The sequence below is a fragment of the Aquitalea sp. S1-19 genome (assembly GCF_024343515.1).
Genome location: NZ_RJTZ01000088.1, coordinates 1 through 14,768, shown reverse-complemented (window position 1 = coordinate 14,768; position 14,768 = coordinate 1). Strand labels below are relative to the sequence as shown.

Genomic DNA, 14,768 nt, shown 5'->3' with positions numbered 1-14,768 from the left:
GCGACTTCAGCAAGCACGACAAGGCATGGCGCGATCTGTGCGCGCGCTTTGCCATCCACCCCATCCAGCAGTTTCCCAACACCAAGGGCAAGAACGCGTCCGACATCTCGATGGTGATCGATGCGATGGATCTGCTGCATTCTGAGCGTTTTCACAGCTTTTGTCTGGTCTCCAGCGACAGCGATTTTTCACGTCTGGCAACGCGCTTGCGCGAAGACGGGCTGGATGTCTGGGGCTTTGGCGAGCAAAAAACACCGGTCGCCTTTGTGAATGCCTGCAGCAAATTCGTCTACGTCGAAGTCTTGCGCGAGCCGGACGAGGCCAAGGCCGAGCCGGAAACCGCGGGCAAGGACGAGGGGGGGCGTGTCAAGGTGCCCGCCGCAGCCAAGCCGGTGTTGCGTCCGCTGGACCGCAAATTGCGTGCCCAGTTCCAGAAGGCGATCGAAGCCAGCGGCGACGACGACGGCTGGGCGGATCTTGGCGGTGCCAACAGCCTGTTGGGACAATGGATGCCCGACTTTGACCCGCGCAACTACGGTTACCGCAAAATTTCCGAACTGGTGGAAAAATCCGGCTGGTTCGAGGTGAAAAAAGCCACGCAGGGGCGTGGCGGCATCTCCATCAAACTCAAGCCGGCTAATGGCCGCAAGAAATAGCCAGTCAGGAAACAAGCGCAAGATGATAGAAACCGACAACCTGATGGGCGGCGCACCCGCGCCGCGCATCGTGACCCAGCAAAGCCTGTCCGCGCATGAGGATGCGCAGGAGCGGGCGCTGCGCCCCAAGCTGCTTGACGAATATGTCGGGCAAAAAAAGGCACGCGGCCAGCTGGAAATCTTTATCGAGGCGGCCAAGCGCCGTGGCGAGGCACTGGACCATGTGCTTTTGTTCGGCCCGCCGGGCCTGGGCAAGACGACGCTGGCGCATATCGTGGCGCGCGAACTGGGGGTGAATCTGCGCCAGACTTCCGGCCCTGTGCTGGAGCGAGCAGGAGATCTGGCGGCCTTGCTCACTAATCTTGAGCCGCACGACGTCTTGTTTATCGACGAGATCCACCGCCTCTCGCCGGTGGTCGAGGAAATCCTCTACCCGGCGCTGGAGGACTACCAGATCGACATCATGATAGGCGAGGGCCCGGCTGCGCGGTCGGTCAAAATAGACCTGCCGCCCTTTACCCTGATCGGTGCCACCACCCGCGCCGGCATGCTGACCAATCCGCTGCGCGACCGCTTCGGCATCGTGGCGCGGCTGGAATTTTACGATGCCGAAGAGCTGACCCGCATCGTCACCCGCTCGGCAGGTCTTCTGGGCGTGCAACTGGCGGGCGAGGGCGCATTTGAAGTGGCAAGGCGTAGCCGCGGCACGCCGCGTATTGCCAACCGCCTGCTGCGCCGCGTGCGCGACTACGCCGAAGTCAAAGCCGACGGCGTGGTCACTGCCGAAGTGGCCGATGCGGCGCTGGCCATGCTGGACGTGGATCCGGCCGGGCTGGACGTGATGGATCGCAAGCTGCTGGAGGCTATCTTAGACAAGTTTGCTGGCGGCCCGGTCGGCTTGGACAATGTGGCGGCGGCGATAGGCGAATCGACTGACACCATAGAAGACGTGATCGAGCCTTATCTGATCCAGCAAGGCTATCTGCAGCGCACGCCGCGCGGACGCATGGTGACGGCGCTGGCTTATACCCACTTTGGTTTGCAGGTGCGCGACTAAGCAAGCTGGTACAATCTCAAAGTAATAAATTTGGATTAAGGGGAAACCATATGTTCTATGCGCTCTTGGGAGCCACATTGCTGGTGGCCTTGGTGACATCGCTGATCACTGCAAAGTTTTTTGACGGTGCGGTGGGCAAGATTCTGTCGCGCATCGTCGGCGACGAGCTGGCCGACGCCTGGCGCCGTTATCTGCGCTTTGCCGTTATCGTGGTCGGCGTCTCGGGCGGGGTGCGTTTGTGGGAGCTGGAAAAGTATGTGACTGCCACGCGCGAGTCGGCAGCGCTGGAGCTTAACGGCATGCGCTGGACGCTGGAGCTGTACCGCACACTGATCGAAACCCTGCAGTCCATCGCCTGGATGATGTTGCTGTTCTTCCTGTGCTCAATGATCGCCTATGTCATCGTGCGCGCCATCGAACTCAAGCACGACAAAAAGCCCGACGCTTAAATCACTCCCCCTCACCCCCAGCCCCTCTCCCCGGTGGGGAGAGGGGAGGATGTCGTACTGTTAGAGGGCGTCTTTGTCCCAGATATGCATGGCGATGAATGATCGCATGAAACTTCTCTCTCCGTCGGGGCGAGGGGAGGATGTCGTTCTGTGATAGGGCGTCTTCGCCCTAGACGCATGGTGATGAGTGACCGCATGAAATCCCTCTCCCCTCGGGGAGAGGGTGGCGCGTCAGCGCCGGGTGAGGGGGCTAGAGTGTAACCATATTGTCGCGGTGGATAAGCTCGGGCTCGACCAGATAGCCCAGCACCTGTTCGATTTCGCGTGTCGGGCGGCGCATGATCAGGCGCGCCTCGTCCGAGCTGTAGTTGGCCAGACCGCGCGCGACTTCGATGCCGTCGCTGTCTATGCAGGCCACCACATCGCCGCGCAGGAAGGCGCCGTCGACGGCGCGTACGCCGATAGGCAGCAAGCTGGTGCCGCGTTCGCGTACCGCTTGTGCAGCGCCCGCATCCAGTACCAGTTTACCCGCCAATTGCAGGTGGTCGGCCAGCCATTGTTTGCGCGCCGCCATGCGCGTGGTGGTGGCGAGCAACTGGGTGCCGATTGCTTCGCCATCTGCCAGGCGCGACAACACATCATGTTCGCGCCCGCAAGCGATGATGGTAGCTGCACCGCTGCGCGCCGCGCGCTTGGCGGCCAGTATCTTGGTCAGCATGCCGCCGGTGCCGATGCTGCTGCCGGCACCACCGGCCATTTCTTCCAGTGCTGCATCCCCTGCGTTCGCTTCGTGGATAAAGACCGCGTCGGGGTTTTTCCTCGGGTCGGCGCTATACAGCCCCTGCTGGTCGGTGAGGATGACCAGCGCGTCGGCTTCGATCAGATTGGTCACCAGCGCGCCCAGCGTATCGTTGTCGCCGAAGCGGATTTCGGCCGTCACCACCGTGTCGTTTTCATTGATGATGGGCACCACATTGAGCGCCATCAGCGTCGACAAGGTGGTGCGTGCATTCAGGTAGCGGGTGCGGTCGGCCAGGTCTTCGTGGGTGAGCAGAATCTGCGCCGTTTGCAGGCCGTGCCGGCGAAAAGCCTGTTCATAGGCTTCGCACAGCCCCATCTGGCCGACGGCAGCGGCGGCCTGCAATTCATGTACCGCCTTGGGGCGGGTGGCCCAGCCCAGACGCTGGCAGCCCTCGGCGATGGCGCCGCTGGAAACCAGTACCACCTCCTTGCCGCGGCGCTTGAGCTCGGCGATTTCGGCGGCCCAGCGTGCCAGTGCGGCCAGATCCAGCCCCTTGCCATCATTCGTCACCAGACTGGAGCCGACTTTGACCACGATGCGGTCGGCGGTGTGTATCAGCGATTGCATATCAGAAAATCCACAGAAGAAATGGCAGCGGAGATTTTAACCCGTTGCGGGTAGCCAGACCAAGCCGTGTGCGCGGCATCAGCCGGTGCGTATTTCGACCAGCTGGTAGCCCGGGGTTTGCTTGCTGATGCGCAGCATGCGTGCCTGTTCCGTGCCGTGCCAGCCGGTCAGCGCCATGCTGCCCAGGCGCAGATAGGGGCGGCCGGACAGGAGTAGCTGGCTGGGTGCCTGTGCCGGGTCCAGCCTTAGCGCCAGTGTCGTGGTGTCGCCCGGGTGGGCATGGCCTGCGCGCACCATCAGCGGCTCTGCATGGCGGGCGATGATTTCCAGCCCGCAGCGTGTTTCCAGTGCATGACCATAGCTGACCCAGCGCACCAGTGCGCATTGCCAGCGCGCATCGCTTTCCCCGTCCTCGCGCAAAATGACCAGCTCGCCGTTACGCAGCGCATGGCTGGTGCTATGGCCCAGCAACTGCAGGCCGCTAGGGCTGCGGTTGATGATGTGCATGGGCATAGGCGGCGGTGGCGGGCTGCGCTGTGCCAGCCGGTTGCGGTAGGCGACTTCTTCGCTGCCGTCACCGGTAGCGGCAAAGTCCCAGCTGCGACCATTGAGCTGGTGCCAGCAGGCGGCCAGCGTCGAGACCAATTGTACCGTTCCGCCTGTCGGCTCACGCGTTTCGCGGCGCAGGCCCGGGCGCTGCCAGTCATGCAGCAGGGCCAGATACAGCTCGGCATCTTCATCCGGATGCTGCTGCGGGTTGTGGCATAGCTCCAGCAAGTGCAGGTTGATGGCTTCGGTCAGCGCGCCGGTATGGAACTGCCAGCTGCCTGCGGGCGGGTATTCGCAATAGGCGGGCGCCTTGTCGCTATCAGGCAGCACGCACAAGGCCTGCCCCTCTGCCTGCCCGGTATGCAGCATCACCCGGTCCGCCTCCTGGCCGGCCAGATGGATCAGCCGGGTCAGCTGCAGCGGCGACAGGCGATTGCTATTGCTTAGCCCCAGCAGCAGCAGCGCCTTATAGTGGCGGCCGAGTTCGCTATCGTCCTGCCAGCCCTGTTGCAATGCGTAGCGGTAAAGAGCGTGGCAATCGAGCCAGAAGCCATCCGGCAGCGGGTGGTAGGTCGTGAGGTAGGTATGCAGCATGTCGCGGCAGGCTCGCAATACCCGTTGCAGCAGTGCAAGGTGCTGGCCTGGCGCGGCCTTATGTTGTAGCTGTCCTTGCAGGCAGTGTTTCAGCGCGACCAGGCTTTCGCTATGCAGACGCCGCGCCAGTTGTGCCGCTTCGCGGGCACGGTGGGTGGCCGACAGTTCGCGCTGGTGGTATTCGCTGTCCAGCAGCGGCAGCATGCGTTCGATATGCGGCAGAAACAGGGCAAATAGCTGCAGGCGCTGCGCACTATCCATTGCCTGTGCATTGCTGTGTGCTAGCAATTCGGCCATATCGGCGGCACCCTGCAAAGTCAGTGCCAGCGGCAGATCAGCCAGATGGGCAGCCATCTGCGCCGGGTCGGGGCTGGACACGGTGGTGGGTGGCAGGGTCAGGTTCAGTGGGGTCAGCATGGTGCGCGTGGGCGCCTTAGGTTTTAATCGGCAAGCTAAACAGGATGATGCCTGAATAATGCATGGGCCGCATCTGGCGCGACGTGGCGCCAGTTTTTTGTGGCAGCGTGTCGTCTGCATGCGACAGCTGTATGTGTTGGTCGTCGTAGTTTGATCGTATTTATTTGTTTTGCTGAAGGATGGAGCGCAGACTGCGATCAGAAGCGGAGTTTTGATTTATTTGAGATGGTTGTTTGGCTTTTTATTTGGATATAGCATAATCGTATGAAGCAAAAAGGCTACACCCTGATCGAGCTGATGATGGTTGTAGCGATTATCGGCGTACTGGCGGCGGTCGCGATCCCGTTGTACCAGAACTACATCCTCAAAACGCGGGTGGCGGTGCTGTATAGCGCTTTGGCAAATGGCAAGACCGGCTTTGAAGAAGTGCTGACCAATGGTGGCACACCGGCGTCACCGGCCGATATTGCACTGGCCGATGTGGCGCAGTGCCGCGTGTTGACGGTAAACGCTGCGGGGATCCGCTGCGAGATACAGGGTCTGGGTGCTGCGGTCGACGGAGAAACACTGGCGCTTGAGCGGGCTGTTGCGACCGGCACTTGGTCATGCCGTACTAGTGTGCAGGTGTTTTATGCGCCCAGCAGTTGCGGGGCATGGTGATTTTTTAGTGTGTGTTGTGGTGTGGCATCACGGGCACGACATGCCGTCCATCTGTCGGGGCAGGCATGGCGCGGGTACAATGGCAGGGTTTTTTACTTTGAAACAGGAGCAACACCATGAAACGTGTACAACAAGGCTTTACCCTGATCGAACTGATGATCGTCGTGGCGATTATCGGTATTCTGGCTTCTATTGCGCTGCCTGCATATCAAAATTACATGAAGAAAGCTGCTTATACCGAAGTGACTATGGCAATGGCTCCGTTCAAGACCGCTGTAGACCTTTGTTATGCTGAAGCTTCTGGTGCTGATTTTGCCGCTAAAATTGGCACCTGCGACTCTGGTCAAAATGGTATTCCTACCCCGCCTGCTGCAAGTACAGCTAAGGCGTTTAATAGCTTGACTGTTGCGGATGGCGTGATTACGGCGACGCCGAATGCTTACAAGGGGATTGTTGCTGCAGATACATGTGTTCTGACTCCTACTGCTAAGCAAGATGGTTTGCAGTGGGCGTACTCTGGTAAATGTCTTGATAACGCCTATGTACGCAACTAATTTTGCGTATTTTAAAAATGTGTGATGTAGCACGTAGAGTGCGTTAAGACTAAGGCCGTAATCTGCCTGCTCTAGATCAGAAACGCCACCCTTGGGTGGCGTTTTGCATGTCTGGTGGGGCGGGTGGCTGTCGTCAGAAGGGTGCTGGCGCTGTTGGCCGGATCGTATGTCGCTGACGTTATCCCCTCACCTCAACCCCTCTCCCCGGGGGAGAGGGGCTTGAGACTGGCACTTGGTGTTGATGCTTATTGTTGCGGTAGCTAACCATACCCTCTCCCCGGCGGGGAGAGGGTGGCGCACAGCACTGGGTGAGGGGGCATGCCACCCGCTTCCCGCTGTCCCGCGTTACAATCCCTTCCTTTGTCCTGAACGGCTGTCTGTTTTTATGCGCCTGAATTTTGCTGTTGCCCCGCTGTCCCTGCTGGTGTGGGCGCTGGTTGCCATCCTGCCTTTTTTATCGCGCATCCATTATGTACCGCTGCCGCAATGGTTTGGCGAGGCGAGCGTGGTGTGGTTGACGCTGCTGGCCGCCGGCTTGCTGGGGCTGGCGGGCTTGTGTCAGCGCGGCTTTGGGCGTGGTCGGAAAGAGATCGCGGCTGAGGCCGCTCCTACAGCCATTCATGCCGCCGCTCCTACGCGCCCCTCTGCGCACTTGTTTGCCGCCTTGCCGCGCGCCGGGGTGTGGATGCTGGTGCTGGCTGCGGCATGGGCTTTGCAGGGCCTGTTCGTGCCCTTGCTGTTTCCCGGCCTGAATCAGGCGACCGCGCTGGCATTTACCGCCTTGGCTTTGCTCGCCGGGGTGACGCTATGCCTGCGTGACTGGTTTGGTGACGAAGAAATCCACCTGCGCCTGGCCCAGGCTTTGCTCGCGGGGGCGCTATTGCAGTCGCTGATTGGCTTGGCGCAAGTCACCGGGCTGGTGCAGGTACTGGGCGGCTTGCTGTTTTATGACAGCGCACATGTGACCACGAATGTGTTTGGCCATATCGGCCAGCGCAACCAGTATGCGCATTATTTAAGCTGGGGTGTGGTGGCGGTGGCCTATCTATGGGCTGTGCGCAGTCTGTCACGCGCGTGGGCGCTGGCACTATTGGCTTGGCTGGCGCTGTCGATTGCCTGGGCCGGTTCGCGCACGGTGCTGTTGTATGCGGCAGCGATGCTGGTGCTCTCGCCGTTCTGGCTGTGGCGCGTGCGCGACGGGATGGCGCGGCGTTTCGCGATGACGCTGGCGCTGGCGGCGCTGGCGATTATTGTCTTGCAGTTTGCCTTGCCGGCTTTCAATTCGCTATTGAGCGCGCTGACCGGACAGGGCGGGGTGGCCAGCGGTGTGGAGCGTATCGCGGCGGCCGGCGGCGAGAGCATGAATTCGCGCCGTTTTGCCGAGTGGCACAAGGCTTGGCTGGTATTTAATGAAGCGCCTTGGCTGGGTGCAGGCTGGTCGCAGTTTGCTTCCCATAGCGTGGCCTTGCAGACCCGGCCCGAGTTTGCCGCGGCAGCCTTTAATAGCGGGCTGTTTACCAATGCGCACAATCTGCTGCTGCAATTACTGGCCGAAACCGGGGTGGTGGGCACGACGCTGGTGCTGGGCGGTTTGCTGTGGGTGGGCACACCGTTTTTTGGCCGCCAGATGACCGCGCATCACCTGTTGCCGGTGACGGTGCTGGCCATCAGCCTGATTCACAGCATGGTCGAGTACCCGTTGTGGTATCTGTATTTTCCGGCGGTGGGGGTGATGGCGCTGTCGCTGGCACCCTCGCGGCCGTTTGTCTTGCCACGGCTGCTTCAGGCGGGGGCGTGGGGGCTATCGCTGTGGCTGGTCGTGCTGTGTGCCACCAGCTTGCCGCGCTATTGGGAGCTGGTGGGCTTGTATACGCCGGCAGCAAATAGCGAGCGGCGTAGCGCACAAGAGGTGCGTCTGGGAGAGATTATCGAGCGCGAGCCGCTGTTTGCCTTTCATGCGCTCAATACGCTGGACAACTATCTGCAGCCGACGGCCCGGGATCTGCCGCAGAAGCTGGCGTGGATCACGCGGCTGGCGGCTTTTCGTCCCTATCCGGATGTGTTGCTGAAAAAGGCGCAGATGGAGGTGCTGGCCGGGCAGCCGGATCAGGCACGCCGGACCTTGCAGCAGGCACTGGCCTCCTTCCCGACCTATGCGCCGCAGTTTATGGCGACGCTCGCCGGTAGCGAGCCGGCGTGGCAGGGCTTGTATCAGGAGGCGAGCGCGGCACGCGGACGCTTGCCGGAACGTTATCGTTAAAAAGCGTGTGCAGACAAATTCGCCCGCGCTGCGGGCTCCTATGCGATTGAGTGCGATCGCGGGAGCCCGCGTCGCGGGCGATATTTATGCTGCAGCCTGTACTCAGGCGACCAGCGCGGTTTTCATTTTTTGCAGTGCCTTGACTTCGATCTGGCGGATGCGTTCGGCGGAGACGCCGAATTCGGCGGCCAGTTCGTGCAAGGTGGCACCGCTGTCGTCGGCCAGCCAGCGCGCTTCGACGATACGGCGGCTGCGTGCGTCCAGTGTCGCCAGCGCTTCGCTCAGGCCTTCGCTTTGCAGGCGGTCGACGGCTTTTTTCTCGATCTGACGCACCGGTTCGTGTTCGCTGTCGGCCAGCCAGTCGATGGGCGCGTAGCTGTCATCGTCGCCATCATCGGCCAGAAGCGCGACATCCTGCCCGGTCATGCGGGTTTCCATTTCCAGCACTTCTTCCGGTTTGACGCCCAGGTCATCGGCGATCTCGCGCGCCTCGACATCGGACAACGCCGACATGCTTTTCTTCATGCTTCTGAGGTTGAAGAACAGTTTGCGCTGCGGTTTGGTGGTGGCAATGCGCACCAGACGCCAGTTGCGCAGGATGAATTCGTGCATTTCGGCCTTGATCCAGTGCACGGCAAACGAGAACAGCCGCACGCCGCGTGCGGGTTCAAAGCGTTTGACGGCTTTCATCAGGCCGATATTGCCTTCCTGTATCAGGTCGGCTTGCTGCAGGCCGTAGCCGGCATAGCCGCGGGCGATGGACACCACTACGCGCATATGCGACATCACCAGCGTGCGCGCGGCTTCCAGATCATTTTGTTCGTGATAGCGCGTGGCCAGCTTGACCTCTTCTTCCTGCGACAACATGGGCAGACGGTTCACCGCCTGAATATATTGCTCCAGACTGCCGGTGCTGGAAGGAACGGGTAAAGCGAGGGATGCGGTCATAGTCGTACACTACCTCCTGTCTTGAACTCGGATGTTAGCACTCACTGTTAGGGAGTGCCAGAACACAACAGTTCCCCGATGACGGAAAATTTCAATGGCAAGCATAGCGAGTGGCAATGAAGGCAGGCTTAAGCGGGGCGGCAGGACGCCGCCCCGGCCGGTTTAATGCGCTTGTGCCTGGCGCAAGTGATGGTCGGTGGCCAGACGTGCGCCGCTGATGGACAGGAAAGCCGCGATCAGCAGCAGCAGGCCCAGTTCGCCGGCATTCAGGCTGCGCAGCGCCAGTTGTTCGTTATAAAGCTGGGCCAGTTCAGCCAGCACCGGGTTGGCAACATGGATCAGATAGCTGGCCATACCCCAGGCCAGCAGTGCCGACAACAGACCCTGCCATAGCGCGTGATAAAGGAAGGGGCGGCGGATAAAGCTGTCGCTGGCGCCGATCAGCTTGGAGATATTGATCTCGTCGCGCCGCGCCAGTATCTGCATGCGTATGGTGTTGTGGGTGACCAGCACCAGCGCCACGGCAAAAGCAATGCCGAGAAACAGTGTCAGCTGCTCGCCCAGCTTGAGTAGCTGGCTCAGGCGTTGTGCCCATGCGGCATCAAACTGGACGTTTTCCACCATGGGCAGGCCGGACAACTCTTTTTGCAGCAGATCCAGATCCTGGGTTTGCAGCGAAGCCGGCTTGACCACGAAGGCGTCGGGTAGCGGGTTGCCATCCAGGCCCTCGCTCATGCCGGCGATGCCGTTGCGTGCTTCCAGCGCTTCCAGCGCGTGGTCCTTGTCTATAAACGCGAAGCCGCTCACCTTGGGATGGTTTTTCAGCGTGCTTTCAACGGCGGCAAGATCGGCCGGCTCGCTATTCATTTCCATGAAGATCGTCAGCTCGGGGGTGACGTTCAGCTTGCCGCTCCAGTCTTCTATGCTCTGTACCGCCAGGTAGAGGCTAAGCGGCAAGGCCAGCGCCAGCGACAGCATCAAAAGATTGAGCAGGCTGGCCAGTGGCTGGCGCAGGATGTGCATCAGCGCGCGGGTGGCACTTTGCCAGTGCAAGGTCAGATAGTGTTTCATGAGGCAAATTGCCCCTCCCGCAGGCGGATAATGCGACGGCCGTAGTCTTCCATCAGGGTTTCGTCGTGCGCCGAAATCAGCACAGTGACGCCAACCTGATGGAAGGATTTGAACAGCTCCATGATATCGAGCGCGTAGGCGCGGTCGAGGTTGGCCGAGGGTTCGTCAGCCAGCAGGATGCTGGGGCGGTGCACCACGGCGCGCGCGATGCACAGGCGCTGCTGTTCGCCACCGGACAGGCCGATAGGCATGCTCTTTTCCTTGTTTAGCAGGCCAACCTTGTCCAGCGCTGCGCGTACGCGCCGGGCCGCATCGCGCCGGTCAAAGCCGATAATGTCCAGCGGCAGCATTACATTGTCGAATACCGAGCGGTCGTACAGCAGCTTGTGGTCCTGAAAAACGATACCGATATGCTGGCGCACATAGGGCAGCTGGCTGGCGCGCAACTGGCTGAGGTTCTGCCGGTTGACGATGACGTTGCCCGAGGTGGCGCGCTCGATGCCGGAAACCAGCTTGAGCAAGGTGGACTTGCCGGCGCCGGAGTGGCCGGCGAGAAACACCATCTCGCCGTTTTCTATGGAAAAGCTCAGGTTTTTCAGGGCGTCGAAGCCGCCCGGATAGCGCTTGCTCACCTGATCGAACTGGATCATGTGATGTTCCCCTTGTCGCAAAAAACAGGCGCGCTTCTATTCAGAGCGCGCCTGCGGTGTGATGTATCAGTCGAACAGCGCGTCTACATAATCGCGCGCCTTGAATGGCCGCAAGTCGTCGATGCCCTCGCCCACACCAATAAAGCGCAGCGGAATCGGGCGTTGCGAGGCAATGGCGGCAATCACGCCGCCCTTGGCCGTGCCGTCCAGCTTGGTCAGGATCAGGCCGGTGAGCGCGAGCGCATCATCAAATGCCATCACCTGCGATACGGCGTTCTGGCCGATGTTGGCATCCAGCACCAGAATGGTTTCGTGCGGCGCGTCGGGCAGGGCTTTGCTGATCACTCGCTTTACCTTCTTGATTTCTTCCATCAGGTGCAGCTGGGTCGGCAAGCGGCCGGCGGTATCGGCCAGCACCACATCAATGCCGCGCGCCATCGCCGCCTGAATCGCATCAAAGCACACGGCGGCCGAGTCGCCGCCTTGCTGGGCAATCACGGTGACGTTGTTGCGTTCGCCCCAGGCAATCAGCTGCTCGCGGGCGGCGGCGCGGAAGGTGTCGCCGGCGGCCAGCAACACACTCTTGCCCTGATCCTGGTAATACTTGGCCAGTTTGCCGATGGAGGTGGTCTTGCCGGCACCGTTCACGCCGGCCAGCATAATCACGAACGGTTTTTTGCCGCTGATATCCAGCGGTTTTTCCAGCGGGGTGATCAGCTCGCTGATCGAGTCCTTGAGCGTGCCTTTGAGTTCGGCGGCGTCTTTTAGGCCCTTGAGCGACACACGTTCACGCACATCATCCAGTAGATGGGTGGTGGCGGCGATGCCCATATCTGCCGTCAGCAGTACTGCTTCCAGCTCTTCGTACAGCTCTTCATCGATCTTGCCGCCGCCAAACAGGGAGGCCAGCGATTTGCCCAGTTTGCTGCGCGTCTTGGCCAAGCCTGCTTTCAGTCGTTCGGTCCAACTGCTTTTCTTCGGCTCGGCGACAGGTTGTGGCGCGATGGCAGGCGGGGTGATGGCGACTTGTTCGGCTGGCAGTATCTCCGATGTTGCTGGCGCTGCCGGCTCCACTTTTGCGATATCGACTACTTCTGGTGCTGTCGCGGGAGTGGCCTCGGCCAGTGGCGCGGCCACGAGGGCCGGCGCGGGCTCGCTAGCTGCGGCTGGCTGTGTGATGGCTGGCTCGGTAGCGGCCTCTTCCTGTGTCGCAGCCGGTGTTGCAGGTTCGGCGGCGATGATTTCCGCCGTTGTCGCTGCAGCAGGTTGAGCGGCAGGGGAAGGCGTTTCATTTTGTATGCCCAGTCCGGCCTTGAGTCGCTCCTTCCAGCCAGGCTTGTGCGGGCTATGGTCTGCGCTTGGGGCTGCCTCAGGCTCTGCGGCGGAGTGTGTTTGCTGTGCGGCAATAGCCGGCGCATCTGCGACTGGAGCAGGTGACGCGGTGTTATCGCTTACCGTGGCGGCGTGCCCGGTTTGGCTATCCTGCGTGGGGAGGGACTGTGCCGGCTCGGGCGTCGGTGTGGAATTACTGACTTCTGTTGCGACGGGAGCGGGTGGTTTTTTCTTGAAAAAGCTGAACATGCTGGCGTGTCTGTAGGTCTGTGTCCGATACGCGATTGTATCTTCAAATGCCGTGATGGGCAGTTCTATTGCATGTCGTGGCGGTGTGGCAGGGCAAAACACATATATATGGAGTGGTATGCAGGCGACAGCGCGGCTTTGCCTTGCTTGCGATGCAGCCAAAGCGGCAAGTTCACGGTAAACTCTTCGCCTTGAATTTGGAGGATGTATGGGCGAGTACCGCAACAAGGTGCGTATTATTGCCGGCAAATACCGGCGCCGCTTGCTGGCTTTTCCCGATGCGGAAGGCCTGCGCCCTACGCCTGACCGGGTGCGCACCACCTTGTTTAACTGGCTGGGGCATGAGCTCGATGGGTTGCATTGCCTGGATCTGTTTGCCGGCAGTGGTGCGCTGGGCTTTGAGGCCGCATCGCGCGGTGCGCAGCGGGTGGTGATGATAGAGCGCGAGCGCAAGGCGGTGGCTGCGCTCAAAGCCAGTCGCGAACTGCTTGCGGCGCGCGAGGTCGATATAATGGGGGCCGATGCGCTGTCCTACCTTAAAACGACGCGTGACCGTTTTGATCTGATTTTTCTTGATCCGCCATTTAGCCAGGATTTATTGCCGGCCTTGTTGCCGCTGTTGCCGCGCTTGCTGAATGAGGGGGGGCGGGTTTATGCCGAGGCTGCCAAGTTCCCGCCATTGGCTGATTGGCTGGTATTAAAGGAAGGCGTAGCCGGCATGGTGCATTATGCGCTGCTGCAAAAGCCGGCGCCGGATGGCGCACTTTAAGCATATCTATATAGATGTGCCGTTCTTGCCCTTTAGCGGGGCGGGTGACAAAATCGTAAGCAGGAATACTTGAGGAAAACTGTATGTCTTTGATGATTACGGATGAATGCATCAATTGTGATGTCTGCGAACCGGAATGCCCGAACAATGCCATTTCGCAAGGCGAAGAGATCTATGTGATTGACCCCAATCTGTGTACTCAGTGTGTGGGGCATTATGATGAACCCCAGTGCCAGCAGGTGTGTCCGGTCGATTGCATCCCGCTGGATCCAAACCATCCTGAGACCCAGGAAGAACTGCACGCAAAGTATCTGATTATTACCGGCAAGGCTTAAGTGCTTGATTCTGAAAAGGCTTGTACCGGTTAAAGTGGTAAAACAGCCTGTTTTTACTGGTAGTTAAGCAATTTTAGAAAAAAATACACGATAAAGTGTTGACGGACTAAGGGGTGATCTGTATTATTCGGGTCTCTCCAAGGGGGGATTCCCGAGCGGTCAAAGGGATCAGACTGTAAATCTGACGGCTCAGCCTTCGAAGGTTCGAATCCTTCTCCCCCCACCAGATTTAGATTATCTTGGCGGCGTGAAGTAAGCGGCGCGTGATAAGCGGGTGTAGCTCAATGGTAGAGCAGAAGCCTTCCAAGCTTATGACGAGGGTTCGATTCCCTTCACCCGCTCCAGGATATGTTTTAGTGTGAGAGCCCATGTAGCTCAGGGGTAGAGCACTCCCTTGGTAAGGGAGAGGTCGGCGGTTCAATTCCGCCCATGGGCACCAAATCCAACCTTGTTAAGTTTCAGGGAATTTTACCATGGCTAAGGAAAAATTCGCGCGGACCAAACCGCACGTAAACGTTGGCACCATCGGTCACGTGGACCATGGTAAGACCACTCTGACTGCTGCTATCACCACCATTCTGTCGAAGAAGTTCGGTGGCGAAGCCAAGGGTTATGCCCAGATTGACAGCGCGCCAGAAGAAAAGGCACGTGGTATTACCATTAATACCGCTCACGTTGAGTACGAGACCGAAACCCGTCACTACGCTCACGTTGACTGCCCAGGTCCGTGGACCATGGTAAGACCACTCTGACTGCTGCTATCACCACCATTCTGTCGAAGAAGTTCGGTGGCGAAGCCAAGGGTTATGCCCAGATTGACAGCGCGCCAGAAGAAAAGGCACGTGGTAT

At 59.9% G+C, this 14,768-nt stretch carries 15 protein-coding genes, 3 tRNA genes and 1 pseudogene; 13 read left to right on the top strand and 6 right to left on the bottom strand.

The genetic code is table 11. The features are described from left to right. From EGI20_RS13085 to EGI20_RS13075, 3 genes are all read left to right on the top strand, one after another. A partial coding sequence (locus EGI20_RS13085) for an NYN domain-containing protein (RefSeq protein WP_498631992.1) occupies positions 1–656 on the top strand: 656 nt, incomplete at its 5' end. A 22-nt stretch (positions 657–678) separates the two neighbouring features. Beyond that, positions 679–1,713 carry a Holliday junction branch migration DNA helicase RuvB gene (gene ruvB / locus EGI20_RS13080; protein ID WP_124736761.1) on the top strand — a complete coding sequence of 345 codons (1,035 nt, stop codon included), beginning with the start codon at positions 679–681 and terminating at the stop codon, positions 1,711–1,713. A 50-nt stretch (positions 1,714–1,763) separates the two neighbouring features. Continuing rightward, on the top strand, positions 1,764–2,162 hold the full coding sequence (locus EGI20_RS13075; RefSeq protein WP_249616188.1) for a hypothetical protein: 399 nt from the start codon (positions 1,764–1,766) through the stop codon (positions 2,160–2,162). Between the two features lie 250 nt (positions 2,163–2,412). Here EGI20_RS13075 and proB read toward each other — a convergent pair whose 3' ends face one another. Both proB and EGI20_RS13065 read right to left on the bottom strand, forming a co-directional pair. After that, positions 2,413–3,531 carry a glutamate 5-kinase gene (gene proB / locus EGI20_RS13070; protein ID WP_160795691.1) on the bottom strand — a complete coding sequence of 373 codons (1,119 nt, stop codon included), beginning with the start codon at positions 3,529–3,531 and terminating at the stop codon, positions 2,413–2,415. 78 nt (positions 3,532–3,609) lie between these two features. Further along, positions 3,610–5,091, bottom strand: coding sequence for a cyclic-di-GMP receptor FimW-related protein (locus EGI20_RS13065; RefSeq protein WP_498631989.1), 1,482 nt, complete (start codon positions 5,089–5,091; stop codon positions 3,610–3,612). A gap of 264 nt (positions 5,092–5,355) precedes the next feature. Between EGI20_RS13065 and EGI20_RS13060 the strand changes: the two genes are divergently transcribed. The 3 genes from EGI20_RS13060 (at position 5,356) to EGI20_RS13050 (ending at position 8,565) form a co-directional block, all read left to right on the top strand. Continuing rightward, a complete protein-coding gene (locus EGI20_RS13060) occupies positions 5,356–5,751 on the top strand; it encodes a pilin (protein ID WP_498631987.1) in 396 nt (131 codons plus the stop codon). Positions 5,752–5,867: 116 nt separating this feature from the next. Beyond that, complete coding sequence (locus EGI20_RS13055) at positions 5,868–6,305, top strand: pilin (protein ID WP_498631986.1); 438 nt, start codon at positions 5,868–5,870, stop codon at positions 6,303–6,305. 385 nt (positions 6,306–6,690) lie between these two features. Beyond that, entirely contained in the window at positions 6,691–8,565 is a 1,875-nt protein-coding gene (locus tag EGI20_RS13050; RefSeq protein WP_498631985.1) for a PglL family O-oligosaccharyltransferase, read from the top strand. A 102-nt stretch (positions 8,566–8,667) separates the two neighbouring features. Here EGI20_RS13050 and rpoH read toward each other — a convergent pair whose 3' ends face one another. The 4 genes from rpoH to ftsY form a co-directional block, all read right to left on the bottom strand. Continuing rightward, entirely contained in the window at positions 8,668–9,513 is an 846-nt protein-coding gene (gene rpoH, locus EGI20_RS13045; RefSeq protein WP_160795701.1) for an RNA polymerase sigma factor RpoH, read from the bottom strand. 162 nt (positions 9,514–9,675) lie between these two features. Then, positions 9,676–10,584: a permease-like cell division protein FtsX gene (gene ftsX, locus EGI20_RS13040; RefSeq protein ID WP_498631983.1), complete on the bottom strand. Its 909-nt coding sequence runs from the start codon at positions 10,582–10,584 to the stop codon at positions 9,676–9,678. Next, positions 10,581–11,234: a cell division ATP-binding protein FtsE gene (gene ftsE / locus EGI20_RS13035; protein WP_124735798.1), complete on the bottom strand. Its 654-nt coding sequence runs from the start codon at positions 11,232–11,234 to the stop codon at positions 10,581–10,583. Before ftsE ends, ftsX begins: the two co-directional genes overlap by 4 nt. A 66-nt stretch (positions 11,235–11,300) precedes the next feature. Continuing rightward, positions 11,301–12,815, bottom strand: coding sequence for a signal recognition particle-docking protein FtsY (ftsY, locus tag EGI20_RS13030; RefSeq protein WP_498631980.1), 1,515 nt, complete (start codon positions 12,813–12,815; stop codon positions 11,301–11,303). A 208-nt stretch (positions 12,816–13,023) separates the two neighbouring features. Between ftsY and rsmD the strand changes: the two genes are divergently transcribed. The 7 genes and pseudogenes from rsmD to EGI20_RS12995 form a co-directional block, all read left to right on the top strand. Beyond that, on the top strand, positions 13,024–13,584 hold the full coding sequence (gene rsmD / locus EGI20_RS13025; protein WP_124735797.1) for a 16S rRNA (guanine(966)-N(2))-methyltransferase RsmD: 561 nt from the start codon (positions 13,024–13,026) through the stop codon (positions 13,582–13,584). An 83-nt stretch (positions 13,585–13,667) separates the two neighbouring features. Beyond that, positions 13,668–13,919 carry a YfhL family 4Fe-4S dicluster ferredoxin gene (locus tag EGI20_RS13020; protein WP_124735796.1) on the top strand — a complete coding sequence of 84 codons (252 nt, stop codon included), beginning with the start codon at positions 13,668–13,670 and terminating at the stop codon, positions 13,917–13,919. Between the two features lie 141 nt (positions 13,920–14,060). Then, a tRNA-Tyr gene (locus EGI20_RS13015) sits at positions 14,061–14,145 on the top strand. A gap of 44 nt (positions 14,146–14,189) precedes the next feature. Next, positions 14,190–14,263: transfer RNA gene (locus tag EGI20_RS13010), tRNA-Gly, on the top strand. A 20-nt stretch (positions 14,264–14,283) separates the two neighbouring features. Then, positions 14,284–14,358: transfer RNA gene (locus EGI20_RS13005), tRNA-Thr, on the top strand. A gap of 34 nt (positions 14,359–14,392) precedes the next feature. Then, positions 14,393–14,644, top strand: a pseudogene (locus tag EGI20_RS13000) (GTP-binding protein); the annotation flags it as partial. A 2-nt stretch (positions 14,645–14,646) separates the two neighbouring features. Then, positions 14,647–14,768, top strand: a 122-nt coding sequence (locus EGI20_RS12995) for a GTP-binding protein (RefSeq protein ID WP_498631993.1), incomplete at its 3' end; no start/stop codon positions are given.